At 72.2% G+C, this 25,954-nt stretch carries 27 protein-coding genes; 15 read left to right on the top strand and 12 right to left on the bottom strand.

Annotated elements, in window-relative coordinates:
- Positions 1-11 precede the first annotated feature (11 nt).
- Positions 12-1,493 carry a xylulokinase gene (xylB, locus tag LWJ43_RS03930; RefSeq protein ID WP_277330866.1) on the bottom strand — a complete coding sequence of 494 codons (1,482 nt, stop codon included), beginning with the start codon at positions 1,491-1,493 and terminating at the stop codon, positions 12-14.
- A 218-nt stretch (positions 1,494-1,711) separates the two neighbouring features.
- On the opposite strand from xylB, the gene xylA reads away from it, so the two are divergent.
- On the top strand, positions 1,712-2,881 hold the full coding sequence (gene xylA, locus LWJ43_RS03925) for a xylose isomerase (RefSeq protein WP_277330865.1): 1,170 nt from the start codon (positions 1,712-1,714) through the stop codon (positions 2,879-2,881).
- Between the two features lie 71 nt (positions 2,882-2,952).
- Here the strand turns inward: xylA and LWJ43_RS03920 are convergent, their stop codons facing one another.
- The 5 genes from LWJ43_RS03920 to LWJ43_RS03900 form a co-directional block, all read right to left on the bottom strand.
- Positions 2,953-4,209 carry an ROK family protein gene (locus tag LWJ43_RS03920; protein ID WP_277330864.1) on the bottom strand — a complete coding sequence of 419 codons (1,257 nt, stop codon included), beginning with the start codon at positions 4,207-4,209 and terminating at the stop codon, positions 2,953-2,955.
- 65 nt (positions 4,210-4,274) lie between these two features.
- The gene (locus LWJ43_RS03915; protein WP_277330863.1) at positions 4,275-5,573 is read right to left on the bottom strand and encodes a phytase; all 1,299 of its coding nucleotides are present in this window, start codon (positions 5,571-5,573) and stop codon (positions 4,275-4,277) included.
- Between the two features lie 182 nt (positions 5,574-5,755).
- Positions 5,756-6,403 (bottom strand): DUF305 domain-containing protein, encoded by a 648-nt coding sequence (locus LWJ43_RS03910; RefSeq protein WP_277330862.1) that lies wholly within the window; start codon positions 6,401-6,403, stop codon positions 5,756-5,758.
- A complete protein-coding gene (locus LWJ43_RS03905; RefSeq protein WP_277330861.1) occupies positions 6,400-7,050 on the bottom strand; it encodes a DUF3105 domain-containing protein in 651 nt (216 codons plus the stop codon). Before LWJ43_RS03905 ends, LWJ43_RS03910 begins: the two co-directional genes overlap by 4 nt.
- Before the next feature lie 114 nt (positions 7,051-7,164).
- A complete protein-coding gene (locus LWJ43_RS03900) occupies positions 7,165-7,593 on the bottom strand; it encodes a hypothetical protein (protein ID WP_277330860.1) in 429 nt (142 codons plus the stop codon).
- 62 nt (positions 7,594-7,655) lie between these two features.
- Between LWJ43_RS03900 and LWJ43_RS03895 the strand changes: the two genes are divergently transcribed.
- On the top strand, positions 7,656-8,543 hold the full coding sequence (locus tag LWJ43_RS03895) for a phospholipid scramblase-related protein (RefSeq protein ID WP_277330859.1): 888 nt from the start codon (positions 7,656-7,658) through the stop codon (positions 8,541-8,543).
- A 91-nt stretch (positions 8,544-8,634) separates the two neighbouring features.
- Here the strand turns inward: LWJ43_RS03895 and pcaDC are convergent, their stop codons facing one another.
- The 4 genes from pcaDC to pcaH are packed head-to-tail and all read right to left on the bottom strand — an operon-like array spanning position 8,635 to position 12,420.
- Complete coding sequence (gene pcaDC, locus LWJ43_RS03890; RefSeq protein ID WP_277330858.1) at positions 8,635-9,777, bottom strand: bifunctional 3-oxoadipate enol-lactonase/4-carboxymuconolactone decarboxylase PcaDC; 1,143 nt, start codon at positions 9,775-9,777, stop codon at positions 8,635-8,637.
- Positions 9,774-11,105 carry a 3-carboxy-cis,cis-muconate cycloisomerase gene (pcaB, locus tag LWJ43_RS03885; RefSeq protein WP_277330857.1) on the bottom strand — a complete coding sequence of 444 codons (1,332 nt, stop codon included), beginning with the start codon at positions 11,103-11,105 and terminating at the stop codon, positions 9,774-9,776. Before pcaB ends, pcaDC begins: the two co-directional genes overlap by 4 nt.
- The gene (pcaG, locus tag LWJ43_RS03880; protein ID WP_277330856.1) at positions 11,105-11,677 is read right to left on the bottom strand and encodes a protocatechuate 3,4-dioxygenase subunit alpha; all 573 of its coding nucleotides are present in this window, start codon (positions 11,675-11,677) and stop codon (positions 11,105-11,107) included. The genes pcaB and pcaG overlap by 1 nt, the downstream gene beginning before the upstream one ends.
- Complete coding sequence (gene pcaH / locus LWJ43_RS03875) at positions 11,677-12,420, bottom strand: protocatechuate 3,4-dioxygenase subunit beta (RefSeq protein WP_462100937.1); 744 nt, start codon at positions 12,418-12,420, stop codon at positions 11,677-11,679. Before pcaH ends, pcaG begins: the two co-directional genes overlap by 1 nt.
- 223 nt (positions 12,421-12,643) lie before the next feature.
- Between pcaH and LWJ43_RS03870 the strand changes: the two genes are divergently transcribed.
- The 9 genes from LWJ43_RS03870 (at position 12,644) to LWJ43_RS03825 (ending at position 22,244) form a co-directional block, all read left to right on the top strand.
- On the top strand, positions 12,644-13,111 hold the full coding sequence (locus tag LWJ43_RS03870) for a MarR family winged helix-turn-helix transcriptional regulator (protein ID WP_277330855.1): 468 nt from the start codon (positions 12,644-12,646) through the stop codon (positions 13,109-13,111).
- Positions 13,112-13,428: 317 nt separating this feature from the next.
- A complete protein-coding gene (locus LWJ43_RS03860; protein WP_277335803.1) occupies positions 13,429-15,117 on the top strand; it encodes an FUSC family protein in 1,689 nt (562 codons plus the stop codon).
- Positions 15,114-15,617, top strand: coding sequence for a MarR family winged helix-turn-helix transcriptional regulator (locus LWJ43_RS03855; RefSeq protein WP_277330854.1), 504 nt, complete (start codon positions 15,114-15,116; stop codon positions 15,615-15,617). Before LWJ43_RS03860 ends, LWJ43_RS03855 begins: the two co-directional genes overlap by 4 nt.
- A gap of 611 nt (positions 15,618-16,228) precedes the next feature.
- On the top strand, positions 16,229-17,857 hold the full coding sequence (locus LWJ43_RS03850; RefSeq protein WP_277330853.1) for a sensor histidine kinase: 1,629 nt from the start codon (positions 16,229-16,231) through the stop codon (positions 17,855-17,857).
- On the top strand, positions 17,854-18,261 hold the full coding sequence (locus LWJ43_RS03845; protein ID WP_033302788.1) for a roadblock/LC7 domain-containing protein: 408 nt from the start codon (positions 17,854-17,856) through the stop codon (positions 18,259-18,261). Before LWJ43_RS03850 ends, LWJ43_RS03845 begins: the two co-directional genes overlap by 4 nt.
- Entirely contained in the window at positions 18,258-18,626 is a 369-nt protein-coding gene (locus LWJ43_RS03840; RefSeq protein WP_277330852.1) for a DUF742 domain-containing protein, read from the top strand. Before LWJ43_RS03845 ends, LWJ43_RS03840 begins: the two co-directional genes overlap by 4 nt.
- Positions 18,607-19,221, top strand: coding sequence for a GTP-binding protein (locus tag LWJ43_RS03835; RefSeq protein ID WP_277330851.1), 615 nt, complete (start codon positions 18,607-18,609; stop codon positions 19,219-19,221). The genes LWJ43_RS03840 and LWJ43_RS03835 overlap by 20 nt, the downstream gene beginning before the upstream one ends.
- A 79-nt stretch (positions 19,222-19,300) precedes the next feature.
- Positions 19,301-20,815, top strand: coding sequence for a cytochrome P450 (locus LWJ43_RS03830; protein WP_277330850.1), 1,515 nt, complete (start codon positions 19,301-19,303; stop codon positions 20,813-20,815).
- A gap of 82 nt (positions 20,816-20,897) precedes the next feature.
- Complete coding sequence (locus tag LWJ43_RS03825; RefSeq protein WP_277330849.1) at positions 20,898-22,244, top strand: 6-phospho-beta-glucosidase; 1,347 nt, start codon at positions 20,898-20,900, stop codon at positions 22,242-22,244.
- Positions 22,245-22,259: 15 nt separating this feature from the next.
- Here LWJ43_RS03825 and LWJ43_RS03820 read toward each other — a convergent pair whose 3' ends face one another.
- Positions 22,260-22,700, bottom strand: coding sequence for a hypothetical protein (locus LWJ43_RS03820; RefSeq protein WP_277330848.1), 441 nt, complete (start codon positions 22,698-22,700; stop codon positions 22,260-22,262).
- Positions 22,694-23,152 (bottom strand): ATP-binding protein, encoded by a 459-nt coding sequence (locus tag LWJ43_RS03815; protein WP_277330847.1) that lies wholly within the window; start codon positions 23,150-23,152, stop codon positions 22,694-22,696. The genes LWJ43_RS03820 and LWJ43_RS03815 overlap by 7 nt, the downstream gene beginning before the upstream one ends.
- Before the next feature lie 206 nt (positions 23,153-23,358).
- Here LWJ43_RS03815 and LWJ43_RS03810 point away from each other — a divergent pair, with 206 nt between their 5' ends.
- The 4 genes from LWJ43_RS03810 to LWJ43_RS03795 all read left to right on the top strand — a co-directional run bounded on the left by LWJ43_RS03810 (position 23,359) and on the right by LWJ43_RS03795 (position 25,942).
- On the top strand, positions 23,359-24,219 hold the full coding sequence (locus tag LWJ43_RS03810) for a helix-turn-helix domain-containing protein (protein ID WP_277330846.1): 861 nt from the start codon (positions 23,359-23,361) through the stop codon (positions 24,217-24,219).
- Positions 24,219-24,455 carry a DUF397 domain-containing protein gene (locus LWJ43_RS03805; protein WP_014152862.1) on the top strand — a complete coding sequence of 79 codons (237 nt, stop codon included), beginning with the start codon at positions 24,219-24,221 and terminating at the stop codon, positions 24,453-24,455. The genes LWJ43_RS03810 and LWJ43_RS03805 overlap by 1 nt, the downstream gene beginning before the upstream one ends.
- Positions 24,456-24,519: 64 nt before the next feature.
- Positions 24,520-25,329 (top strand): SAM-dependent methyltransferase, encoded by an 810-nt coding sequence (locus tag LWJ43_RS03800; RefSeq protein WP_277330845.1) that lies wholly within the window; start codon positions 24,520-24,522, stop codon positions 25,327-25,329.
- Between the two features lie 157 nt (positions 25,330-25,486).
- On the top strand, positions 25,487-25,942 hold the full coding sequence (locus tag LWJ43_RS03795) for a YchJ family protein (protein ID WP_277330844.1): 456 nt from the start codon (positions 25,487-25,489) through the stop codon (positions 25,940-25,942).
- Positions 25,943-25,954: the final 12 nt, after the last annotated feature.

Below are 25,954 nucleotides of genomic sequence, written 5' to 3'. Positions count from 1 at the left end.
GGGGCCCTGCCTCATCCGCCGAGGACAGGCTCCGACGCCCTGTCCAGCACCGAACCGACGCGCTCCCACGTCTCGACGTCCCTTTCCGTCGACGGGAGTTCGGCGTCCTGGGACTTCTCGTTCCACCGGGTCGCGATGGCGACCGGGTCGCCGCCGCCGGCAGCGGAGGCGGCCAGCGCGGCCGCACCGAGCGCGACCAGTTCGCCGCTGCCCGGCACGATCAGGGGACGGCCCGAGAGGCGGCGCACGGTCTCCACCCACGTACGGCCCTGGGCGCCGCCGCCGATCAGCCGCAGCGGCCGCTCGGCGACCTCGGGGTCGGCCGGGTCGAGGCCGCAGGCCAGCAGCAGTTCGTCGAGTGCCCGCAGGACGGTGTAGGCCGCCCCCTCGTAGGCCGCGCCCAGTAGTTGCTGCGGCGTGGTGTCGTGGCGGAGCCCGGTGAGCAGTCCGGACGAGGTGGGCAGGTCGGGGGTGCGTTCGCCGTCCAGGTAGGGGAGGAGGACGGCCTCGCCACCAGGCGTGGCGTCGTCGCGGTGCAGCCCGAGCAGCGCCGCCACCTTGTCGACCGCGAGGGTGCAGTTGAGCGTGCAGGCCAGCGGGAGGTACGTGCCGTCGGCGGCGGCGAAGCCCGAGAGGGCCGTGGACGCGGGGCGGGTCCGGGACGCGGCGAAGACCGTGCCCGAGGTGCCCAGACTCAGCACGGGGTGGTCCAGCAGGCCCGCGCCGCCGAGGCCCAGGCCCACTGCGGCGCTCATGTTGTCCCCGGTGCCCGCCGCGACGGCGATCCCGGCCGGCAGGCCGAGCGCCGCGGCCGCGGACTCCGTCAGGGAGCCGATCCGGGTCCCGCCCGTCGCGGCGACCTCCGGCAGCATGGAGGCGTCCAGGCCGAGCCGGTCCAGGAGTTCCGGGTCGTACGCGCCCGTCGCGGTGGAGTACCAGCAGGTGCCCGACGCGTCACCCGGGTCCGTCGCCGCGACGCCGGCCAGCCGCTCCGTGAGGAAGTCGTGGGGGAGGCGTACGGAGGCCGTCGCCTCGGCGTTCGCCGGGTCGTTCTCGCGGAGCCACCGCCACTTCGTCGCGGTCATGGAGGCGACGGGCACCGTGCCGGTGCGCGCGGTCCACGCCTCGGGGCCGCCCAGCTCGGCGACGAGTGCCGCGGCCTGCGGCGCGGAGCGCGTGTCGTTCCAGAGGAGCGCGGGGCGCAGCGGGCGCCCGGACCGGTCGAGGGTCACCAGTCCGTGCTGCTGGCCCGCGACCGCGATGCCGACGACGGCGCTCGGGGAGAGCCCGGCCTCCTTGAGCCCGGCCGCGACGGCGTCGCACAGTGCCAGCCACCAGACCTCGGGATCGGTCTCGCGTGCCCCGCCCTCGCCGGTGACGACATGCGGGGCGCGGCCGACGGCGAGCAGCTCACCGGTCTCGGTGTCGGTGACTGCAGCCTTGGTGGACTGGGTGGAACTGTCCACGCCGATGACGACGGTACGCGGCGGCATGGGCTACCTCTTCTCGTGCGGATTCCGGTGGTGCCGGTTTTGGGAGTGCGACAAACAAATTACGTGATCGAAGGCGCCCGGAACAGGGGCGACCCCATTTCGCCGTCCGGGGGGTTACGTCGGCACGGTCCCCCGTGCATAATTAATCATGTCAGTGAACAAATAGGCCCGGGCGACTGGCGACGACCCCGGGGCCCAGGCAGGCGAAGGCGGACCCCATGACCGAACGCTTCACTCCCACTCCCGCGGACAGGTTCACCTTCGGTCTGTGGACGGTGGGCTGGCGTGGCAATGACCCGTTCGGTGACGCGACGCGTCCGGTGCTGGATCCGGTGGAGTCGGTGGAGCGGCTCGCGGAGCTGGGTGCGCACGGTGTGACGTTCCATGACGACGACCTGATCCCGTTCGGGGCGGACGAGGCGGAGCGGGCCCGGCTGGTCGGGCGGTTCAAGGACGCGCTGGAGCGGACCGGGATGAAGGTCCCGATGGCGACGACGAACCTGTTCACGCATCCGGTGTTCAAGGACGGCGGGTTCACCTCGAACGACCGTGACGTGCGGCGTTTCGCGTTGCGCAAGGTCATCCGGAACATCGATCTGGCCGCCGAGCTCGGCGCGAGCACCTATGTGGCCTGGGGTGGGCGTGAGGGTGCGGAGTCCGGGGGTGCCAAGGACGTGCGTCTGGCGCTGGACCGGATGAAGGAGGCCTTCGACCTGCTGGGCGACTACGTCACCGAGCAGGGCTACGACCTGCGGTTCGCGATCGAGCCCAAGCCCAACGAGCCCCGCGGTGACATCCTGCTGCCCACGATCGGGCACGCGCTGGCGTTCATCGAGCGCCTCGAGCGCCCCGAGCTGGTCGGGGTGAACCCGGAGACCGGTCACGAGCAGATGGCCGGGCTGAACTTCCCCCACGGCATCGCGCAGGCCCTGTGGGCCGGCAAGCTCTTCCACATCGACCTCAACGGCCAGTCCGGCATCAAGTACGACCAGGACTTCCGCTTCGGCGCCGGAGACCTGCGCCAGGCGTTCTGGCTCGTCGACCTGCTGGAGACCGCGGGCTACGACGGCAGCCTGCACTTCGACTTCAAGCCCGTGCGCACCGACGGCATCGACGGGGTCTGGGAGTCCGCGAAGAACTGCATGCGCAACTACCTCATCCTCAAGGAGCGCGCCGCCGCCTTCCGCGCGGATCCCGCCGTCCAGGAGGCCCTGACCGCCTCCCGCCTCGACCAGCTCGCCCGCCCCACCGCCGACGACGGCCTCAAGGCCCTCCTCGCCGACACCTCCGCCTACGAGAACTTCGACGCCACCGCCGCCGCGGAACGCTCCATGGCCTTCGAAGCCCTCGACCAGCTCGCCATGGAACACCTCCTCGGCGTCCGCTGACCCACCACACCACCTACCAGGGGCCCGGCCCGCACCACCGGGCCCGGGCCCCTGGGCCTCGGCGGATGCCGTCAGACGTCCGCCGGCGCGGACCGGGAGTACGCGACCGGGTCGGCCAGCACGTCCTGCACCACCAGGGCCGCCGCGCCCCGGGCCGCGTCACCCGCGACGGACGACGCGCGCAGCCTGCCGCCGCCCGGGGACCAGAGACCGGACACCACACGGCCCGTCAGTTCCTCGTCGGCGGGCGGCGAGAGCCATGGCATCAGGCCGCGGTAGATCCCGCCGAGGACGACCGCGTCCGGGTCGAACAGGTTGACCGCCCCCGACAGCACCTGCCCCAGCATCCGGCCCGCGTCGGCCACGGCGGCCAGGGTCGCCGGGTCGCCCGACTGCGCCCGCCGCTCCAGTTCCATCACGCCGGCGGCGCCGCCCGCGCCCTCGTCGATGCCGGCCGCACGAAGCAGGGCCGACTGACCTGCGTACTGCTCGAGGCAGCCGCGTGAACCGCACCGGCACTCCGGGCCCGTCGGGTCCACCACCACGTGCCCGATCTCCCCGGCGAACCCGTGCGCGCCGCGCAGCAGTTCGCCGTCGAGCACCAGGGCGCCGCCGACACCGATCTCGCCCGTCAGGTAGAGGAAGCTGCGTACCGCGTCGAGCCCGCCGAACCACAGCTCGGCCAGGGCCGCGAGATTCGCCTCGTTCTCCGAGCGCACGGGCAGCGGAGCCGTGCCGGGGCGAAGCCCCGCCAGTGCCTCCGCGAAGAGTTCCTCGGCGGCGACCTGGTTCCAGCCCAGGTTCGGCGCCTGGCGCACCGAGCCGCCCGAGACGAGTCCCGGCAGGGCGAGCGCCGTGCCGACCGGACACAGATCCTGCTCCCGGGCCGAGTCGAGGGTGCGCGCGGCGATACCGGCCGCCCGGGCCAGCACCTCCGCGGGCGGGGCGCCCCGGTTGTCCAGGTGCTCGGTCTGCCGTACCCGGCCGGTGCCCGCCAGGTCGACGACGCACACGGACACGTAGTCGATGTTGACCTCCACGCCGAGCCCGGCGGGCCCGGTGCGAGCCACCTTCAGGGCCGTACCGGGACGCCCGGCCTGGCCGCTGAAGGTCTTGCCCGACTCAGTGACGAAGCCGCTGTCCAGCAACTGCTCGACCAGGGAGGACACCGCGGCCCGGGTGAGTCCGACCCGGGCCGACACCCCGGCCCGGGTCGCCTCACCTGCCTCGCCCTCGTCCCGTACGGCGCGCAGCACGAGGCTCAGGTTGTGGCGCCGCACGGTGTCCTTGTCGGCCTTGGACCCCAGGGGCGTGAGGTAGCTCTTCATATCGTCGACGAGCCTATGCGATGCCCTGCGGGAGAGGGTCCGCGGCAGGGACGAGGGGCCGTGGGCTACAGGTCCGCCGCGTCCTTCACCGCACGGAGGTCGACGAACTTGAAGCCGGTCGCCTCCCGGCCCTCCTCGGCGCCCGACGCGGAGGTCTCGTGCCCGTCCTGGACCACCAGCAGTCCGTGCGGGTACCGGGCACCCAGGGGCTCGTCGAGCACGGCGGCGCCGTCGCACTCCTCGCTGCCGTCGAGGTCGGCCGAGACCGCGGTCACGCGGAAGCCGCCCTCGTACTCGTTGTCCTCGGAGACCTCGCGGTCGTACAGCGCGAAGGAGTCGTCACCCTGGCCCGACGCCATGAGGTAGCCGTCGCCGCCGGACTCACGGATGAGGGTGAGGCCCTCCACGTCGGCCGCGAGCCGCTTGCCGCCGAAGCCCGGGTCGGCGCCGGGCGCGCACTCCTCGGTCTCCGGGTCGTACCTCCCGGGGACGCCGTACTCCCGCACCTTGTCCATCAGGACCGGACGCCCGTCCAGGCCGGCCGGCAGGCGCCAGATGCCGACGTCCTCCTGGCCGGCGTAGAGCATCCCGTTCGCCGGGTCCACGACCATGCCTTCGACCTGGGGCAGCTCACCCGGCTCGCCGCACGGCGTCCACGCGGTGCCGTCCGGGAGACGGAAGGAGGAGGGGAGCGACAGGGTGCGCACCAGGCGGTAGCCGACCGTGCCCGTCGCCGTCGGCCGCAGCTCCAGCAGGGCGAGGTCCGTGGTGTTCCGCCTGCTGACGAGTGCGTACGCACGCCCGGTGGAGCGGTCCTGCCAGGTGGCGAGGCCGTACGCCGTCCGCTGCTCGTCGATCTCGTCCTGGCCCGACGAGAACACCGGGGCGGCGGCGGGATCCGTGACGTCCTTCAGGGGGCCACCGGGCTGCGAGGGGTCGACGCGGTAGACGCGGAGGCGGTCGTTGCCCCGGTCGCTCACCACGGCGAAGTCGGCGCGGCCGGCCGCGGTGCGGAGACCGGAGACGAGGTCGACGTTGTTGAACCTGCCCGGGGCGTCGTCCTCCGTCGCGGGCGCCGGTGCCGGGATCGTCTGTACGAGGGAGGCGTCGAGTCCGTACACCCGGAGCCCGCCCTCCTTGGCGGTGGCGACGACCAGGCTGCGTCCGGGGTCCGCGTCGTCGCGCCAGATCGCCGGGTCGTCCGCGTTGGCGTTGCCGCCCGCCTCGTCGTCGTACAGCGCGGCGGTCTCCGCCGTCGCGCCGACGGACGGCAGCGACCTCGCGTGGGCGGAGGAGAGCGGGACGAGAGCGATGAGCGCCGTGCCGAGGACGGCGGTCGCCGCCAGTCGGGGGGAGCGGTGCATGCGCACGGATGCTTCCTGTCGTGAGAGGGACATGTCCATGACTCGTCAGGAAGTGTCGGGCGGCGGAGCGCTGCCCCGGTGTCGCGTTCATGAGGGGTACACGGGAGCCGGGTGAATTCCCGGTGCCGTGGGAGAGGGCGGGGCCGGTGACACATGCCACCGGACCCGCCGCCCGTCGGTCCCTAGGGCTGTGCGCCCCGGTCCTTCAGCATGTCCGCCATGAGGGAGATCTCCGACTCCTGGGCCCGTGCCATCCCCGCCGCCAGACTCCTGATCTCGTCCGTGCCCGCCGCGCCGGCGGCCGCCTGTGCCATGTCGGCCCCGGCGCGGTGGTGGACGGTCATCAGCCGGAGGAACAGCACCTCGGCCCCCTTCCCGCGGGCCGCGCGCAGCCGGTCCAGCTGGGTGTCCGTCGCCATGCCCGGCATGAGTGAGCCGTCGGACGCGGTGACCGGATGCCCCATCCACTCCATGGGCGGCCGGTCCGAACTCTTCGGCCTGTCCCAGGACTCCAGCCAGCCCAGCATCATGCCGCGCTGGTTGGCCTGGGTGTTGATGATGTCGTACGCGAGCCGGCGCACGGCCTCGTCATCGGTGCGGTCCCGGACGAGGAACGCCATCTCCACCGCCTGCTGGTGGTGGACCGACATGTCCCGGGCGAACCCCACATCGGCCGAGCCCTCCGCGGGGACGGCGGCCGCCCCTCCCGAGCCGGACGGGGAGGCCGCCGAGGGGCGTACGACCATCAGCAGCACCAGCCCCACGGCCACGGCGAACACCACGGCCCCCGCCCACACCAGAGAAGGGGAGGTACGCCCGGCCGAGCTCACTTGGCGACCCCGCCCGAGCACGCGGCGCCCGGCTCCGGGGTCTGCGCGCCCTGGACGTACTTGGTGAAGAACTGCGCGACGCGGGCGTCGGTGGCGCTCTTCACCGTCAGCTGCTTGCCCCAGGCGCTGAGCATCAGCGGGTCCTTCTGGTCGGCCACCGGGCTCATCAGGGAGTAGGGCGTCTTCTCGACGCGCTCGGAGAGCGCCTTGACGTCGGCGGCCGCCGCCTTGTCGTTGTACGTGACCCAGACGGCGCCGTGTTCCAGGGAGTGGACGGCGTTCTCGTTCGGTATCGCCTCGGTGTAGACGTCGGCGTCGCAGTTCATCCAGACGGGATCGTGGTTGCCGCCGACGGGCGGGTTCATCGGGTAGTCGACGGGCGTCCCGACGTGGTCCTGCGTCAGGTCGTCCCAGGACTTCTCGCCCGTCACGGGTGAGGTCCTGGCCTGCTCGTCGGCCTTGTCCTTCTCGTCGGCCGCCGACATCAGGTAGCCGCCCCCGGCGACGAGGCCGGCGAGCACGACGACGGCCGCGGTGATGGTGATGACGCGGCTGCGGCGCTCGCGGGCCCGCTCCTTGCGGCGGGCCTCCTCGAGCTTGGCGCGCCGCGCGGCGGCAGGGCTGTTCTGGTTCTTGGCGGATGCCATGTCAGGTCCTCGGGTTCGGCGGACCGCGTGGGGGCACGAGGTGCCACGCGGGGAAAGGGCATACGGAAGATCCGCCTCCGGCGCTTCGCGGCACGGAGGGCGGATCCGGGATGCCTATGTCCGCTGGATCTGGAGGCTTATCCGGTCGACGGAGCCCACGCCCTCGTTCGAGGGACCTCGGATGGCGACGGCTCCGGTGAGCGGAGCTGTCCGGGGCGACGCCGAGGGGCAGGGCAGCGCGAGAGGAGCGGGATGGCCGGGCAGGACGACGGCCGTCGAGTGGTCCACCGGACCGTGGCAGGAGCTCCCGATCCCGCGTTCGTCGGGTGCGTCGGCCACCACGACGGACGCGGCGGGCGCGTCCACCGGGGTGAAGGCCCTGAGCGCGGTGGCCGAGGGCGCCTCGGCACGGGGTGGGACACCCGCCGGGGAACAGCAGAGGAGGACCGCCAGGAGCATGAGCGCCCAGACCGGCGCGGAGAGCGGGCCGTTGCCGCTCCGTCGCCGGTCCGTCCGCGCGCTCGCTCTGGTCATCGCCGCCATCGTAGATGGTGTGTGAATGTTCAAAGAGTCCGGCCCGTAGTCCGGCAGGATAAAGTGCCCCGGTGACCACGCAATCGAACATTCCTGCGGGCTGGCATCCGGATCCTCACGGAGCGCCGCAGCTGCTGCGCTACTGGGACGGCTCCCGGTGGACGGAACACACGCACCCGGCCCAGGGGCAGGCGCCCGCTCAGGCCCAGCCTCAGGCCGGCGGGCCGTACGCCGGACAGCCCCAGCAGCAGCCGCAGGTTCAGCACCAGCAGCCGCAGGCCGCGGTGCCGCAGCAGCAGTTCGCCCCGCAGCAGGCGGCCCCCGCGCAGGCCGTTCCCCAGCAGGGGGCGCCCGGCGCCGGCTCGCTGTTCAGCCAGCAGGTCCTGGTCGTGAACCAGAAGGCCAAGCTGATCGAGCTCACGAACGAGTACAGCGTCTTCGACCAGCAGGGCAACACCGTCGGCTCCGTCGTCCAGGTCGGTCAGAGCACCCTGCGCAAGGTGCTCAGGTTCGTCTCCAGCATCGACCAGTACCTCACGCACCGTCTGGAGATCCGCGACGCCTACGGGCAGCCGCAGCTGCTCCTGACCCGCCCGGCGAAGTTCATCAAGTCACGGGTCGTGGTGCAGCGTCCGGACGGGCGGCCCGTCGGTGAGATCGTCCAGCAGAACGCCATCGGCAAGATCAACTTCGCCATGACGGCCGACGGACAGCAGATCGGAGCCATCAAGGCCGAGAACTGGCGCGCGTGGAACTTCGCCATCGTCGACCACAACGGTGCCGAGATCGCCAGGATCACCAAGACCTGGGAGGGCCTGGCGAAGACCATGTTCACCACGGCGGACAACTACGTGCTGCAGATCCACTACCAGCTCCCCGAACCGCTGCTGAGCCTCGTCGTGGCGACGGCACTGACCGTGGACACCGCGCTGAAGCAGGACGCCCGCGGCCTCGGCTGATCCTCAGGGTCCTCCGGATCCTCAGGGTCCTCCGGATCCTCCGGTGGCACGGGGCGACGGCCACCTCCGCCGCCCCGGAGCCGGTCCGCCGCTACCCCGGCCCGTCCCGCTCCGTCTCCGTCAGCACCCGCTCGGCCACCGCGAACGCCGAATTCGCCGCCGGGACCCCGCAGTAGACCCCGGTCTGCAGGAGTGCCGCCCCGATCTCGCGCGGGCTGAGGCCGTTGCCCACCGCCGCTCGGACGTGCATCGCCAGCTCGCCGTGATGGCCGTGCGCGACCAGGGCGGTCAGCGTGATGAGGCTGCGTTCCCGGCGGGACAGGGTCGGGTCGGTCCAGATCTCGCCCCAGGCGTAGCGGGAGATGAAGTCCTGGAAGGGCGCGGTGAACTCCGAGGTCGCCGCCTGCGCCCGGTCCACGTGGGCGTCCCCGAGGACCTCGCGGCGCACCGCCGTCCCGCTCCCGCGCTCCCGGGGGGCGAAGTGGGCGCGCAGCGCCTCCCGTACGGCCTCCGGGCGTTCGGCGGGAGCCAGGTGGGAGGCGTGCGGCAGTTCGGTCAGTGCGGCGCCCGGGATCCCGTCGGCGATCTCCCGGGCGTGCGCGGGCGGGGTGGCCGGGTCGTCGCGGCCGGCCACGACCAGTGTCGGCGCCTGGATCCCGGGCAGGCCGGGCCGCAGGTCGCACTCGGCGAGCGCGTCGCAGCACGCGGCGTAGGCCGCGGGGTCCGTGCCCAGCAGGTCGTCGAGCAGCCGTGGCTCGGTGAACCCGGGTGTGAACCAGCGGCCCGCCGCGCTCTCCGCGACCTTGCCCAGTCCCTCGGCGCGGACCAGGGCGGCCCGCTCCCGCCACGGCCCCGGGTCGCCGAAGTGGGCGGACGAACACACCACGGCCAGGCGGTCGACGCGCTCCGGACGGTGGACGGCGAGCCAGAGGCCCACGGCGCCGCCCAGCGACACCCCGGCGTACGAGAACCGCTCCAGGGACAGCGAGTCGGCGAGCGCCAGGACCAGCGCGCCCAGATCGGCGACGCCCGCTCCCGGGCCGATCAGTGAGGCCGGGGAGTCTCCGTGCCCCGGCAGGTCCCACCGCACGACCCGGTGGGTGGCGGAGAGCTCGGGGGCGACCCCGTCCCAGAGCGCGGTCGAGGTGCCGAGCGAGGGACCGAGCAGCAGCGGGGGAGCGCTCGCCGGGCCTTCGGCGCGGTGGTGGAGGAGGCGGGCGGGTGTCGTGGTCATCGGCGCTCCAGAGCGCGGTCGGTGAGTGCCCCGGCGCAGCCTGTGTACCGGGCGGGATCGGTCAGTTCCACGAGGTCCAGGCCCTCGAAGGCGGGTTCGCCCCCGAGGACCTCCGCCAGAGGTCTCCCCTCGTCGCGGGCCCGGCCCGCGGCCGACTCCAGGATCTCCTTCGCGCGGGCCCGGCCCACCCGCGCGGCGGCGACCGCGGCCAGCCGTTCGGAGACGATCAGCCCGCCGGTCAGCGCCAGGTTCCTCCGCATGGCGTTCGGGAACACCCGGAGCCCCTCGGAGAGTTCAGCCGCGTCCCGGGCCGCCCCGCCGGTCAGGCGCAGCAGGTCGCGCAGAGGCTCCCACTCGGCGTGCCAGGCCCCTGCGGGCCGTTCGTCCCCGGCGGCGAGCGAGCCGTACAGCGTGGCCGCCGCGCCGGGCGCACGGCGCGCCGCGGCGGCGATCAGGGTGGCGCGGACCGGATTCGCCTTGTGCGGCATGGCCGAGGAGCCGCCGCCCGACCCCTCCGAGAGTTCGGCGATCTCCGTACGGGACAGGGTGAGCACATCGGCTGCCGTCTTCCCCAGCGCGCCCGCGGTGAAGGCGAGTGCCCCGGCCAGATCGGCGACCGGGGTGCGCAGCGAGTGCCACGGCAGGAGGGGTTCGGCCAGACCCGTTTCCCGCGCGTACGCGGCCACGAGCCCTGGCCCGGCCGTGTCTCCGGCCGCGGTGACGGGGAAGGCGGCCAGCGTGCCCGCGGCGCCGCCGAGCTGGACGGGGAGCGCGTCGCGCACCATCCGCAGCCGGTCCCGCGCGTCGAGCACCAGCGACCGCCAGCCGGCCGCCTTGAGGCCGAACGTCGTCGGCACCGCGTGCTGTGTCAGCGTGCGGCCCGGCATCGGCGTGTCGCGGTGCTCCACGGCGAGGCGCTCCAGCGCGTCGGCGGTCCGTCCCAGGTCGTCGAGGACCGGTGCCAGTGCCCGCGACGCGACGAGCATCGCCGCGGTGTCCAGGACGTCCTGGCTCGTCGCTCCTAGGTGGACGAAGGGCCGCACCTCCGCGTCGACCGCCGCGGACAGGGCGGCGACCAGCGGAATCACCGGATTGCCGGCTGCCCGCGCCCCGAGCGCCAGCTCCCGGATGTCGTACCGGCCGGCGTCCGCCGCCGTGGTGACCGCCCGCCCGGCCCCGGCCGGTGCGGTCCCGGCGGCGGCCTGGGCCCGGGTGAGCGCGGCCTCGGCGTCCAGGAGGGCCTGCAGGAAGGCGTGGTCGCCGGTGGCTGCCTCGGCGACGGAGCCGGCCCGTCCGGGGGCGAGGAGGCCGGCATCGCTCTCGTGCATCAGCTGAACTCCAGGAAGACCGTCTCGTCGGCGCCCTGGAGACGGATGTCGAAACGGTAGGTACGGGGGTCCGTGCGCGTCGCGATCAGTGTCGCGCGCCGCCCCGCGTCCAGCGACTCCAGCAGCTGATCGCCGGCGCCCGCACCCGCGTCGAGCAGATCGGGGAGGTACACGCGGGTGTGGAGGTGCTGGACCAGGCCGCGGGCGAAGACCGCGGCGCAGATGTAGGGGACACCGCCGGGCCGCAGCGTACGCACGGCCCAGTGCCCGGCCGCGTCGGTCGGCGCGCGGCCGAAGCCGGTGAAGTCCACCCCGTTGCGTCCGATGACCTTCCCCGTCGCGGGGTCGTGGCGCATGGATCCCGGGAGGCCCGTGCGCGATCCGTCGGGTGCGGGCTGCCAGGTCTCGACGATCGCGTCGGGCACGGGTTCGCCCCGGCCGTCGAGCACGTGACCGTGCACCGTGACCGTGTCCGGATGCCCGGCCGGGGCTACCTCGCCGCCTCCGGGGAAGGGCAGGGCGTAGCCGTAGAAGGGACCGACGGTCTGGGAGGGAGTCGGGGCGTGGGACATCAGTGGTCGCCTTCTTCCTCGGTCCAGGTGGCGCGCGGCCCGTCGAGGACGATGTCCCAGCGGTATCCGAGGGACCACTCGGGGACGGACAGCTCGTGGTCGTACGCCGAGACGAGCCGCTCGCGCGCCGCCTCGTCGGTGACGGAGCGGATCACCGGGTCGTAGGGGAGGAGCGGGTCGCCGGGGAAGTACATCTGGGTGACGAGCCGCTGGCTGAACGACGTGCCGAACAGCGAGAAGTGGATGTGCGCGGGGCGCCACGCGTTGGTGTGGTTGCGCCAGGGGTACGCACCGGGTTTGACGGTCGTGAACGAGTAGCCGCCGTCGTCGTCGGTCAGGCACCGCCCGAACCCGGTGAAGTTGGGGTCCAGCGGGGCCGGGTGCCGGTCGAGCTGGTGGGCGTACCGCCCGGAGGCGTTGGCCTGCCATACCTCGACGAGCTGACCCCGCACCGGCCTCCCGGCCCGGTCCAGCACCCGGCCGGTCACGGTGATCCGCTCACCGAGCGGCTCGCCGTCGTGCCGCGCCGTGAGGTCGCGGTCCAGCGCGGTGACGTCCGTGACGCCGAAGGCGGGCCCGGACAGCTCGACCGCCTCCGGGTCACGCACGGGGACGAGCGGACGGTGCGGGTGGCGGAAGTGGCTGCTGCGGTACGGCGGGTAGTCGCGCGGCGGATGGTGGGAACCCGGTTCGGCCGCCGCCTGGGCCCGGTCCATCTCGGAGTCGATCTCCTGCTGGCTCATCCCGTCGGGCAGCGGATGCGCGGGAACGTCACGTGATGTCATGTCACGGCTCCGTGAATCGCGGTTGATGCTCAGTGCACTGATTAAATGTGGTGGCCATGAAGCTATCCAGGGCCCGTTGTCGAGGTCAATACCCTCAGTACACTGTGTACCGCCGGCATCCCGGCCGATGGAGTCGACGGCCGATGGCCGACGGCCGACGTCCGAGAGAGAGGGCGGTGCCGTGCAGGCGGTCGACCTGAGCACCCACCCCGGGCACCTGGCCCGGCGCCTTCAGCAGGCCCACCACCTGCTGTGGAACACGATGGTCTCCGAGGAGATCACCTCACCCCAGTTCGCCGTCCTGAACGCCCTGACCGCCGAACCCGGCCTCGATCAGCGGACGGTGGGGGAGCGGGTCGGGCTCGACCGGTCCACCGTCGCCGAGGTGATCACCCGGCTGTCGCACCGGGGGCTGCTGGGCAAGGTGCGAGACCCGCAGGACGGTCGCCGCTACCTGCTCCGCCTCACGGACGAGGGCGTGCGTACCCACGGGCGGCTCGCCCGCCGCACGGTCGGGATGAACCAGGTCTTCCTCGGCCCGCTCTCCACGGACGAGCGGACGACCCTCTTCGCACTGATGCGCAGGGTGGCGGACGCCGCCGAGAGCGTCCGGCTGCCCGAGGGGGCCGGGCCGGCCGCGGGTCGCTGAGGCTGAGTCCTCGGAGGGGGTGGATGCCGAACCTCGCCCGTGGGGCGGTCTCGGACCGCCATCCGAAGAGTCCCGCGTAGAACGCCTTGGCCGCCCCCGCGTCCGAGGTGCTCAGCTCGACCCAGCAAGGTCCACCGGGAACCGGTTCCGTGAGCTTCATACGGGTTCCTCCCGAGGCGAGCGATCCCTCACATTCCTACGCTGGTATGCAGCACGGTAGAGCCGTGAGGGGGTGGCGGCTACCTGAGGCGGCGCGCACCACGAAAACGTTTTACGTGTGTAACACCTGTTAAGGTAAATGGGTGAGTGATACATCTATGCGATCCCGGAAGCCATCCGTCCACAGACTGCCGGTCGCCGGTGTCCTGCGCCTCAACAGCCCCGCCGAGATCTGGTACAAGCCCGCGCTGAGCGTGGTCGTCGCGTCGGCCGTCCCGAATCTGCTGCTGTACTCCCTGGGCCGGCTCGACCTGATCATGTACACCATGGCGGGGTCGCTCTGCGCGCTCTACGGACACAACCTCCCGTACGCCCGCAGGGCCCACACCGTCCTCCGCGTGATCCTGGGGATGGCGGCGGGCTTCGCCGTCGCACTGGTCACCGCCTCGCTCACCGACTCGACCGCCGTGCTCATCGCCGTCGGCGCACTGCTCGCCGCCGTGCAGAAGACCTTCTGCGACGCGACCCGCATCGGCCCGCCCGGCAACGTGATCTTCGCCTTCGTCACCTCGGCGGCGCTCTTCGCACCGCAGGAACTCGGCCAGGTCCCGGGGCACCTGGCGCTGATGCTGGCCGCGGGCGCCTTCTCGTGGCTGGTCACCGCGGGCCCCGCCCTGTGGCACAGGGAGGGGCCCGAGCGTCTCGCCACCGCCCGCGCCCTCGACGCCGCAGCGGCGTACGCGACGGCGCCCGACCCCCGGAGCCGGCACACCGCGGCGGCGGCGGTGCAGGGCGCCTGGCAGTCACTGCTGGCCGCGGGCCGCCCCACTCCCGTACGCCAGGAACTCGAACGCCTCGTCGTCCACGCCGAGCGCGCCCTCGCCACCCCCGCGGCCGACGGCCACGTCCCCGGCGCCGACCCCGAAGAACTGCGCCGGTGGGCGGCGGCGACCCGGGGCCGTGGCACCGTCCCCGGACCCCCGCCCGCGCCGGGCACCGTCGAGCAGCTGTTCGGCATCGACGCCGAACGTGCCGGACAGCGGATGCGACGGGGCCGGCGCGAGGCCAGGCGCCGGCTGCTGCGCGCGCTCGGCCCCGGGTCGCCGGTTCTGCCGGTCGCCTTCCGCACACTCATCGGCTGCGCCCTGGCCGGTTACGTGTCCTCGGCGCTCGGTGTCGGGCACCCGTACTGGGCCATCGTCACCGCCGCCTCCGTCTACCAGCCCAACCTCGCCCTCTCCTGGAGCAGGGCCCTGCAGCGGACCGTCGGCAACCTCCTCGGCGTGCTGGTCTTCGCGGCCGTGATCCCGCTCGCCCGGGTCGGCCCGCTCGCCCTCGTCCTGTGCGTCCTGTTCTTCAACTTCGCCGCCGAGGCCCTGATCACGCGCAACTACTGGCTCGGCTCCGTCGCGGTCACCCCCATGGCCCTGCTGATCCTGGAGTTCGGCGGGTTCCAGCCCGCGGGTCAGCTCGTCGAGGACCGGGCCCTGGACACCCTCGTGGGTGTCGCGGTCGGCTTCCTCGCCGCGGTCGCCGTCACCAACCGCAGGGCGTCCGGCCGCGTGGAGCGGGCCCTCGCCGCGGCCTGGGAGGCCCGGGACCGTGCCGAACGCGCGGTCGCCGACCCGGCGGACGGTCCTCCGGCGCTCGAAACGGCACGCAGGAGGCTGACCGCCGCCCTCGTCGAACTGCGGGACGCCGGCGACGTCGCTTCGGGCGAATGGTGGCAGCGCGCCCTTCCCAAGGAGGAGTTGCTCGCCGCTGAGCAGGCAGGACACCGTACGCTCGCGGCGACAGCACAACGGCAGGGGCTGATCACCCTGCCCCCGGCGAACGGAGCGGTGTGACCGACGACATCGTGGCCTCGGTGGTACGGCAGTGGCAGGCCGTCCACCCTGGGCTCGACACCGGACCGATGGAGCTCATCGGCCGCATCAACCGCTGCGCCGCCCTCCTCCAGCAGGCCGAGGACGCGCCGCTGCGCTCCGCCGGACTGACGCGTGCCGAATTCGACCTGCTCGGAGCGATGCGGCGCACCGCCCGCGAGCTCACCCCCGGCGAGCTCGCCCGTGAGACCTTCTCGTCCGGGGCCGCCGTCACGAAGCGTCTGCGTGTCCTGCAGGAGTCAGGCCTGATCGACCGTCGCAGCGACGCGCGGGACCGCAGGGTCGCCCACGTCGGGCTCACGGAGGCGGGGCGCGACCTGGTCGACCGTCTGCTGCCCGAACAGCTCGCCTACGAGCGGTCGGTGCTCTCCGGGCTCGACGAGGAGACCCGCGGCGGCCTCAGCGAACAGCTCGGTGAGCTGCTGGTGCAACTGGAGGGCCGGCTCGGCGGCCGTCGCTAGACATCCGGGAGGTGCGGGCAGGCCCAAGGATCTCCGGGCGGACAGGAGGGGTCTCACGGAGAGTGAGGAGGTCGGGGAGCCGGAATTCCCGCCCCGCGCGCCTGTCGTCGGCGCCGATCCGGCGCCCCGTGTCCCGCAGCCCTTACGGGTTACGGTTCGCGCGTTCGTTCGTCGATCAGGGATCTGCTCCTTTCGATCCGATTCGATCGCATGTGCGCTTGTCCGGCTCTGCGGTTGCTGAGTATTCGCACATCGCGACGCCGATCGCTCACGCGTACCTAGATTTCCGCATTCCTGCAGGTGATTGACCCTCCAGGCTGACCGCCCCGTTCGCCCTCGTGTCCCGCACAGTCGGACGCGAGGGTCTACTTTCTCCCGATTCCCGATACAGGTCACTCCCTGCGTCCGCTCGACGTCGGTGAGTACGAAAACTGGCGAGTGTATTACCGCAGCCGTGCTCGCGCAGGGGGTTGGGTGAATATGCCGAAGCACTGTTCTGATCTGGCTAGGCTCACGCGCAGTGAAGTCGAGTTGATATGAATTCGAGCGCTTGTGCACAACTATCCGTGCACATGCGTATACCTCCCGAAATCAACCGCCAGAGGGTTTAGATGGTCCGTGTTGAATCACCGCCGACCAAAAGAGACGTCCCCGTAGTCCGCGCCGCGCTCCTGCCCGTCGTACTGATGGCCGGTGCCACCGCGGCGGGCGCGGCGCCGGTCACCGGAGCCACGCGGGCGGCAGTCGTCTGGTGCGGCGCGGTCGCCACAGTCGTGGTCGCCACGCTCGCCGTCGTACTGAACCGCCGGCGCCGGGCGGCGCGCGTCCAGCGAGCCGAGTACGAACGGCGCATCGCGGCCCTGGAACACCGGATCGCGTCCTACGACCAGGAGACCGAACGGCTCACCAAGGACCTCCTGCCGGCCGCGATCCGGCGGCTGCGCGCCAGCAACTCCCCGCAGGAGGTGATGCGTGACATCGTCGACGCCGACGCGTCCTACCGCAACCTCCCCAAGGCGCAGCGTGCCCTGGTCCTCCAGGTCCTCGACATCATCGACAACGAAGAGGCGATGCGTGACTCCGCGCAGCGCGCCTTCGTCAGTGTCGCCCGCCGGGTCCAGGCCATCGTCCACCGGCAGGCCAGTGAACTCCGGGAGATGGAGGACCACCACGGGCGCAACCCCGACGTCTTCGACGACCTCCTCCGCATCGACCACGGCACCGCGCTGATCGGCCGTCTCGCCGACTCCATCGCCGTACTCGGCGGCGCACGCCCCAGCCGTCAGTGGCCCAAGGCCGTGCCGCTCTTCAGCGTGCTGCGTGGCGCCATGTCCAGGATCCTGGAGTACCAGCGCGTCGACCTGCACTCGATCGCCAAGGTCGCCATCGTCGGCACCGCGGTCGAGCCGCTCATCCACGCCTGCGCCGAACTCCTCGACAACGCCACGCGCTACTCGCCCCCGCAGACCCGGGTGCACGTCACCGCGGTCGAGGTGCAGACGGGCATCGCCATCGAGATCGAGGACGGCGGCGTCAGCCTCAGCGAGGAGGCCCGTGTGCGGGCCGAGAACATGCTCGCCCAGGCACAGGCCGGCATCAACATGAACGACCTCGGGGAGTCGCCGCGCCTCGGCATGGCCGTGGTCGGCCGGCTCGCCCGCATGTACCAACTCCAGGTGTCGCTGCGGCAGTCCGCGTACGGAGGGGTACGCGCCGTACTCATCGTGCCGCGCGACATGATCACCACCGGCCCCGCCCCCGGCATCGCGCACGGCATCGGCGCCACCTCGCGGCCCCAGAGCTCGCTCGACATGTCGCAGATGCAGCACGTCGTCCCACCGCGCGGCAAGCACAAGACGCGCCCCGCCGTGACCGGCCCCGTCCCGTCGCTCGCCACCCCCGTACCCGCACCGGCTCCGGCGGCCTCGGCCGCGCGGCCCGCGCCCGCCGCGGCGGCCATGGGCGACGACGAGATCGTCGTGACCGAGTGGACCGAGGGCGGGCTCCCTCAGCGCCGCAGCCGGGGGCGCGCCCCCCTCGGATCGCACAACCTCCCGCAACAGGCCGCGCCGGCCGCGGAGCCGGCCGCGCGCAACGGGCACAACGGACACGGTGGTGGCGGATCGGCACCGCCCGGCCTCTGGCTGGAGGCCTTCACCCAGGCCGTCAACGGTGTGCCCAAGGACCCCGGGAACGACACGGACTCAGACGACGCGTGGGACAAGGGAGACGAGAAGTGATCCAGCAACGGGGAAACATGGACTGGATGCTCAAGGAACTGGCCGACGACGTACCGAGCATCCATCAGATCGTGGTGCTCTCCGCCGACGGCCTCCGCATCGCCCGGCACGGCGGTGACCCCGACGTCGCCGACCGTCTCGCCGCCGCCTGCGCCGGACTGCAGAGTCTGGCCGCCGCCGTCGCCACCGAGATCCCCTACAGCGACGGACTGATGAAGCTCGTCGTCATCGAGGTCACCGGAGGGTTCTTCTACCTGATGGCCGCGGGCACGGGCGCCTACCTCGCCGTCCTGGCCGGCGAGACGGTCGACGCCGGACTGGTGGGTGCCCGCATGCGCGACATGGTCGTCCGTATCGGCGCGCACCTGACGAGTCCTCCGCGCCACGACGGGCAGTCCGGATGAGCCCTCCCCGACGAGAACGCCGCAAGGCCGACCCGGCGGTGAGCGACCCGGAACGGCTGTACGTGATCACCGGCGCCCCCGACGGTGAGAGAGCGGCACTCGACCTCGTCACGATGGTGGTGGCACAGGCCGATCCCTCGCCGACGGTCCAGCCCGAGCAGGCCGCGATCCTGCGGCTCTGCAAGGCGCCGCTCTCCGTCGCCGAGATCTCGGCCTACCTGAGCCTCCCCTTCAGCGTGGTCACCTCGCTCCTGACAGAACTCCTGGCGACCGAACTGATCGAGTCGCGCGCGCCCATCGTCCGCGCCGCGCTCCCGGACCGGTCCCTCCTCGAAGCGGTGATGCATGGACTCCAGAAGCTCTGACACGATCACGGGCCCGCGCAACGAGGACGTCCTTCCCGACACGGCCACGGCCGCGGTGAAGGTCGTCGTCGTCGGCGGGTTCGGGGTCGGCAAGACGACCATGGTCGGCTCGGTGAGCGAGATCCGGCCCCTGACGACCGAAGAGACCATGACCCAGGCCGGTGTCGGCGTGGACGACAACGTGGGGGTGGAGACCAAGACGGCCACCACCGTCGCCATGGACTTCGGCCGGATCAGCCTCAGCGACGAACTGATCCTCTATCTGTTCGGCACCCCCGGCCAGGAACGCTTCTGGTTCCTCTGGAACGGGCTATTCGAAGGAGCACTCGGAGCCGTCGTCCTCATCGACACCCGGCGGCTCCAGGTCAGCTTCGACGTCATCGGCAGGCTGGAGGAGCGCGGCGTGCCCTTCGTCGTGGCCGTCAACACCTTCCCCGGCGCCCCGCGTCATCCCGTCGAGGCCCTGCGCAGCGCCCTGGACCTGCCGGACGAGGTCCCGATGATCGACTGCGACGCGCGACTGCGTGCCTCCAGCCGCGATGTGCTGATGACCCTGATGCGCTACCTGCACAGCCTCGCCGTACCGCTCACCTGACGGCGGCACTCACCTCTGCTTCCGAACGGGCCATGTCCCCACTCGCCCCTTCCCGGAACGTCCTATTCCTGGAGCCACTGTGACAACCCCCTTCCAGTACGAACCCGGATCGTCCGCGGGCCCGGTTCCGCCCCCGCAGTGTCCCGCGCACTCCATGGGCATCGGGCCCGGCGGGCTGCGCCGGCTGTACGGTCCCGAGGCCGAGGCCGACCCCGCGGGTCTGTACGAGAAGCTGCGCGCCGAACACGGGACGGTGGCACCCGTCCTGCTGCACGAGGACGTCCCCGCCTGGCTGGTGCTCGGGCACAGCGAGAACCTGCACATGACCCGCACCCCCTCGCAGTTCTCCCGCGACTCGCGTCGCTGGCGTGGCCTGCAGGACGGCAGCGTGGCCCCCGACCACCCGCTCGCCCCCCTCTTCACCTGGCAGCCCGTCTGTTCCTTCGCCGAGGGCGCCGAACACGAGAGGCTGCGCGGCGCGGTCACCGACAGCATGGCGCGCATCGACACCCGCGGCGTGCGCCGCCACATCAACCGGTACTCCAACCGGCTCGTCAACGACTTCTGCGGGGAGGGCCGGGCCGAACTGGTCACCCAGTTCGCGGAGCGGCTCCCGATGATGGTGATGTGCGCGATCATCGGCATGCCGGAGGAGTACGACGACCGTCTGGTCCAGGCCGCCCGCGACATGACGCGGGGATCGGAGACGGCCGTCGCCAGCAACGCCTATGTGATCGGGGCCCTGGACCGGCTGGTCCAGCGCCGCAGGGCCGCACCTGCCGAGGACTTCGCCACCTGGCTGGTCGAGCACCCCGCGGGCCTCACCGACACGGAGATCAGCGAGCACCTGCGGGTGGTCCTCATCGTCGCCTACGAGACGACGACCAATCTGATCGCCAACGTGCTGCGGATGGTGCTCACCGACCCCAGGTTCCGGGCCAGGCTCAGCGGAGGGCACATGACCGTGCCCGAGGCGGTCGAGCAGACCCTGTGGGACGAGCCCCCGTTCACCGCTGTCCTCGGCCGCTGGGCGGTGGGCGACACGGAGCTCGGCGGGCAGCAGATCAAGGCCGGTGACGCCCTGATCGTGGGCATCGCGCCCGCCAACACCGATCCCGCCGTGCGGCCCGACCTCACCGTCAGCATGGACGGCAACCGCGCCCACATGGCGTTCAGCAGCGGCCCCCACGAGTGTCCGGGCCAGGACATCGGGCGTGCCATCGCCGACGTCGGCGTCGACGCCCTCCTGATGCGCCTGCCCGACCTGGAACTGGGCGTCGACGAGAGCGAGCTGCGCCGGGCGGGCAACTTCATGTCGCGGCATCTCGTGGACCTTCCGACGACGTTCGCCCCGGCGCCGCAGCAGGAGATCGACGAGGAACCGCTGCCCGCGGTGGCCCGGCCGCGGACCCACGGTGACTGGGTGGTCGCCTCGCCCGTCGTCCCCGGCACCACCCCTGCCCGCCGGGTCCCCGCGGAGGCGCCCACCGCCCCCGCGGACACCGCTTCCGGAGAGGGCGCCGTCATCCCGGCGCAACGGGGCGGGCCGACGAAGATCTGGCGTGCCGTCGTGCGGTGGTGGAACGGCCACTGACGGCGGGGCGGTCCACCGTGCCGGGCGCCCCGGGCCCCAGGGTCCGGGGCGCCCGGCTTCCGGCCCCGTACCATCGAGCAGCGTGAAGCTGACAATTCTTGGTGGCGGCGGATTCCGGGTCCCTCTGGTGTACGGGGCACTGCTCGGCGACCACGCCGAAGGCCGCGTCTCGCGGGTGACCCTGTACGACACGGACGGGGACCGGCTCACCGCCGTCGCCCGGGTGCTGGCCGAACAGGCCGCCGGCGTCGACGACGCTCCCGCCGTGCTCGCCACCGGTGATCTCGACGAGGCCCTGCGGGGCGCGGACTTCGTCTTCTCCGCGATCAGGGTCGGCGGTCTCGAGGGGCGGGCGGCCGACGAGCGCGTCGCCCTCGACGAGGGCGTGCTCGGCCAGGAGACGGTCGGAGCGGGCGGCATCGCCTACGGGCTGCGCACCGTTCCCGTCGCGACGGACCTCGCACGGCGCATCGCCCGGCTCGCCCCCGACGCGTGGGTCATCAACTTCACCAATCCGGCGGGCCTGGTCACCGAGGCGATGGCCAGGCACCTCGGCGACCGGGTCATCGGCATCTGCGACTCGCCGGTGGGGCTCGGCCGCCGAATCGCCCGTGTCCTGGGCGCGGACCCCGACCGCGCGTGGATCGACTACGTCGGGCTCAACCACCTCGGCTGGGTGCGCGGGCTCCACATCGACGGACGTGACGAACTCCCCCGCCTGCTCGCCGATCCCGACCTGCTCGGATCCTTCGAGGAGGGCAGGCTGTTCGGCCCCGACTGGCTGCGCTCGCTGGGCGCCGTCCCCAACGAATACCTGCACTACTACTACTTCAACCGGGAAGCGGTCCGCGCCTACCAGGACGCCGAACAGACCCGCGGTGCCTTCCTCCGCGACCAGCAGGAGGGCTTCTACGCCCGGATGAAGGACCCTGCCGCCCCTCCGCTGGCCACCTGGGACCGTACGCGCGCCGAACGTGAGGCGACCTACATGTCGGAGAACCGGGACGTTGCGGGGGCCGGTGACCGCGAGGCTAGCGATCTGGAGTCCGGAGGGTACGAGCAGGTAGCCCTGGCCCTGATGCGGGCCGTCGCCCGCGACGAACGCACCTCGCTGATCCTCGACGTACGCAACCGTGGCACCCTTCCGGTGCTCGACGAGGACGCCGTCATCGAGGTCCCGTGCCTCGTCGACGCCAACGGCGCGCACCCCGTCGCCGTCGACCCGCTCCCGTACCACGCGGTCGGGCTGGTCACCGCGGTCAAGGCGGTGGAGCGTGCGGTGCTCGAAGCGGCGGAGAGCGGCTCACGGGCGGCGGCAGTACGGGCCTTCGCCCTGCACCCGCTGGTCGACTCCGTCACCGTGGCCCGCAGGCTCGTCGAGGGGTACACCAGGGCGCACCCCGGGCTCGCGTATCTCGACCGGCCGTGAACGGCGGCTCCGCGGTCAGGGGGCGGGTACCGCCCTGGGCCGGCCGGACGGGCCCCAGGACGGGGCGACACCGGTGACCTGGCACACCATGAGGAAGAGCGGAATGGGCGGCGTGTAGGGCGTGCGGCTCTCCGGTGTGTGGATCAGCCGGGGCCGGCCGGCCGGGACGTAGGCGCCCGCGGCGTACGCGGCCTGCTCCGGCCAGTCCAGATCGAGGTCGGAACCCGCCGGGACGATCCACCACCACCGGTCGGTGTCGGCGAACACGCAACCGGCGCGCGGCAGATGCGACATCAACCGGAACCCGTACTGCGCGGGCACGCCCACCGCGTCGAGACCGAGGCTCGCCGACAGCGCGGGCGGCAGAGGAAGCCGGACCCGGCCCGAGGAGCGGTCCTCCTCCACGGGGCGGCCCCGGCGCGTCCCGAGAAGGTGGGAGAGGGCGTCCCTCAGCATGTCCGCTCCGGACCGTAGGGCAGCTCCGCCCATACGATGCGCCCGGAGTGGTTCCCCGCGTCGTGGGATCCCCAGGCCGTGCTCAGGGAGTCGACGAGCAGCAGTCCGCGCCCGTGTTCCCCGTCGGCGGTGAGGGACAGCCGGGGGCCGCCGGGCTGGTGCCCCTGGTCCTGTACGGAGACGCGCAGCCGGCCGGCGTCGCAGCGGAGCTCACAGACGACCTTGGTGCTCGCGGTGTGCACCACCGCGTTGGTGACCAGTTCGGAGACGATCAGCACCGCCGCGTCGTCGGCGTCCCCGGCCGGCCCCCACTCGGCGAGCCGGGCTCGCGTGAGGCGCCGGGCACCGGCCACGGACTCGGGGTGCGCGGGCAGCGCGAAGCAGTAACGGAGCGCTTCCGTCCCGGGGCTGAGGTCCATGAGCCGGGGGATGAGCGCACTGCCAGGTGCCACGACCGATTCCTCACAGTGGGGGGCGCGTCACGCACCGCACCGCCCCGGATCAGGGTGGTGACGACCACGCGAACTTGGTTCGGTCACCAACTCTCCCCCTGACATGAACACTTGGCAAGAGGCACTCTGAAATATTCAGAGTGGCTGTGTCCAGGAGGTTCCGCGCATGGCACACTGCTCGCACACAGTGCATCGGGAGGTCTGAAGTGAGCGAACCCCGGTCCGCCCCGACCGTGGGTCAGGTCGTTCTCGGCAAGCGCCTGCAGGATCTGCGGGAGCGCGTCGGCCTGAGCCGCGACCAGGCGGCGAAGGTGCTCCGTGTCGCCCCGGGGACCATACGCAGGATGGAGACGGCCGAGGTCGGGCTGAAGATCCCGTACGTCCAACTCCTCCTCAAGGCCTACGGGATCGCCGACCACGAGACCGACGCGTTCGTCGAACTCGCCGAAGAGGCCAACAAGCCCGGCTGGTGGCAGCGCTTCCACGACGTGCTCCCCGACTGGTTCAGCATGTACGTCAGCCTGGAGGGTGCCGCGAGCCTCCTGCGCACCTACGAACCGCACTTCGTCCCGGGTCTGCTGCAGACCGAGGACTACGCGCGCTCCGTCCTGCGCACCGGCGCCGTCGGCCAGACCAGACCCGCCGACATCGAGCGCCATGTGGCACTCCGCATGGAGCGGCAGTCCCTGCTCACCAAGGCGGAGGCGCCGAAGCTGTGGGTGGTGATGGACGAGACCGTCCTGCGCCGTCCCGTCGGCAGCCCCGACGCGATGCGGGCGCAGGTCGACCGGCTGCTCGAAGCGACCGACCTGCCCAACGTGACGCTCCAGATCGCGGAGTTCGCGACCGGCCACCACCCGGGCACCTACGGCCCGTTCGTCCTCTTCCGCTTCGCCGTCCCGGAACTCCCGGACATGGTCTACAGCGAGTACCTGACCGGCGCCGTCTACTTCGACGCGCGCCCCGAGGTGGCCTCCTACCTCGAGGTCATGGACCGCATGGCGGCTCAGGCCGCGACTGCACAACGCACGAAGGAAATCCTCAGGGACTTCCGCAAGGAGCTGTGATGAACCACATATACAACGGCATGCCGGCCGCCGACCTCGGCACCGAAGGCTGGTACAAGCCGTGGAGCGGCGGTAACGGGGGCAATTGCATCGAGGCCATGAAGCTGGCCGACGGAAGAGTGGCGGTCCGCCAGTCCGCAGACCCGGACGGCCCCGCGCTCATCTACTCCAACGGCGAGATCGCCGCCTTCATCCAGGGAGCCAAGTCCGGACAGGCGGATTTCCTGCTCACCTGACATGTAGTCACAAGTGCTCGCGCCACACGCTGTTCGCCGAATCCCCCGACCAACGGAGTGCGTCATGACCGGGCAGGAATCCCAGGCCGTCGAGATCGACACGAGCAAGCCGCATCCGGCACGGATGTACGACTGGTTCCTCGGCGGCAAGGACAACTACCCGGTCGACGAACAGATGGCACGGCAACTGCTCGTCCTGGACTCCCGCGGGCGCGACATGGCCCGGGTCAACCGTGCCTTCATGCACCGGGCGACCCGCTGGCTCGCCGAGAACGGTGTACGCCAGTTCCTCGACATCGGATCGGGTATACCCACCGAGCCGAATCTCCACCAGATCGCCCAGCGGACCGCCCCGGACGCGCGCGTCGTCTACTGCGACAACGACCCCATCGTGCTGGCGCACGCGGCAGCCCTGCTGCGTTCGACCCCCGAGGGCGCCACCGAGTACATACAGGCCGACGCCCGCAGGCCCGACGCCATCCTGGAGGCGGCGGGCAGGATCCTCGACTTCGACCGGCCGATCGCGCTGTCCCTCCTCGCCCTTCTGCACTTCGTGGACGACGAGGACGGCGCCGCCGAGCTCGTCGACCAGCTCGTGGAGCGGCTGCCGTCCGGCAGCTATCTGGTGCTCTCGCACACCACGGGTGACTTCGACCCCGAGGGCGCGGCCAAGGCCCGGGCCATGTACAAGGCGCGGGGGATGACCCTGCGGCCCCGCTCGCGCGCCGAGCTCACCGCCTTCTTCCACGGCCTCGCACTCGTCGAACCGGGCGTCTCGCTGTCCGCGGAATGGCGTCCGGAGCTGGGCGAGGTCATCGACGTCCCCGGGCACGAGCCGATCCCCGGGTACGCGGGCGTCGCCCGCAAGCGCTGACGCGGAGCTCTCGGGCGTCGCCCGCAGGCGCTGACGCGGAGCTCTCGGGCGTCGCCCGCAGGCGCTGACGCGGAGCTCTCGGGCGTCGCCCGCAGGCGCTGACGCGGGGCGGGAACCCGGCCCACCGGCCGCCGGGACGACCGGCGACAATGGGGGCATGTCACGACGCACCTCCCGCCCGACCGGATCCGGCGCCCCCTCCGCCGGAGCGAGCCCCGGACGGACGGCCCCGGATTCCCCCTGCCCGTGCGGCCTGCCCGCCACGTACGCCGACTGCTGCGGCAGGTACCACTCCGGGGCTGCGGCCGCCCCCACCTGCGAAGCCCTGATGCGCTCGCGGTACGCGGCCTTCGTGGTCCAGGACGCCGCCTACCTGCTGCGCACCTGGCACCCGGACACCCGCCCCCCGGGGGTCGACTTCGACCCGGCCATGCGCTGGACGGGCCTGGAGATCCTGGAGACGACCGACGGCAGCGCCTTCCACACCACCGGCACGGTCACCTTCCGGGCCCGCTACGCCGACGGCGGGCGCCCCGACGCCCTCCACGAGAAGAGCCGTTTCGTGCGCCACGAGGGCGCGTGGGTCTACGCGGCGGCGGTCTTCGTCGACTGAAATCCCGTTGTC

Source organism: Streptomyces sp. JH34 (assembly GCF_029428875.1).
Classification (GTDB): Bacteria; Actinomycetota; Actinomycetes; order Streptomycetales; family Streptomycetaceae; genus Streptomyces.
Note: the sequence above shows the minus strand (reverse complement) of the source record. Positions and strands in the feature narration are given on the sequence as shown.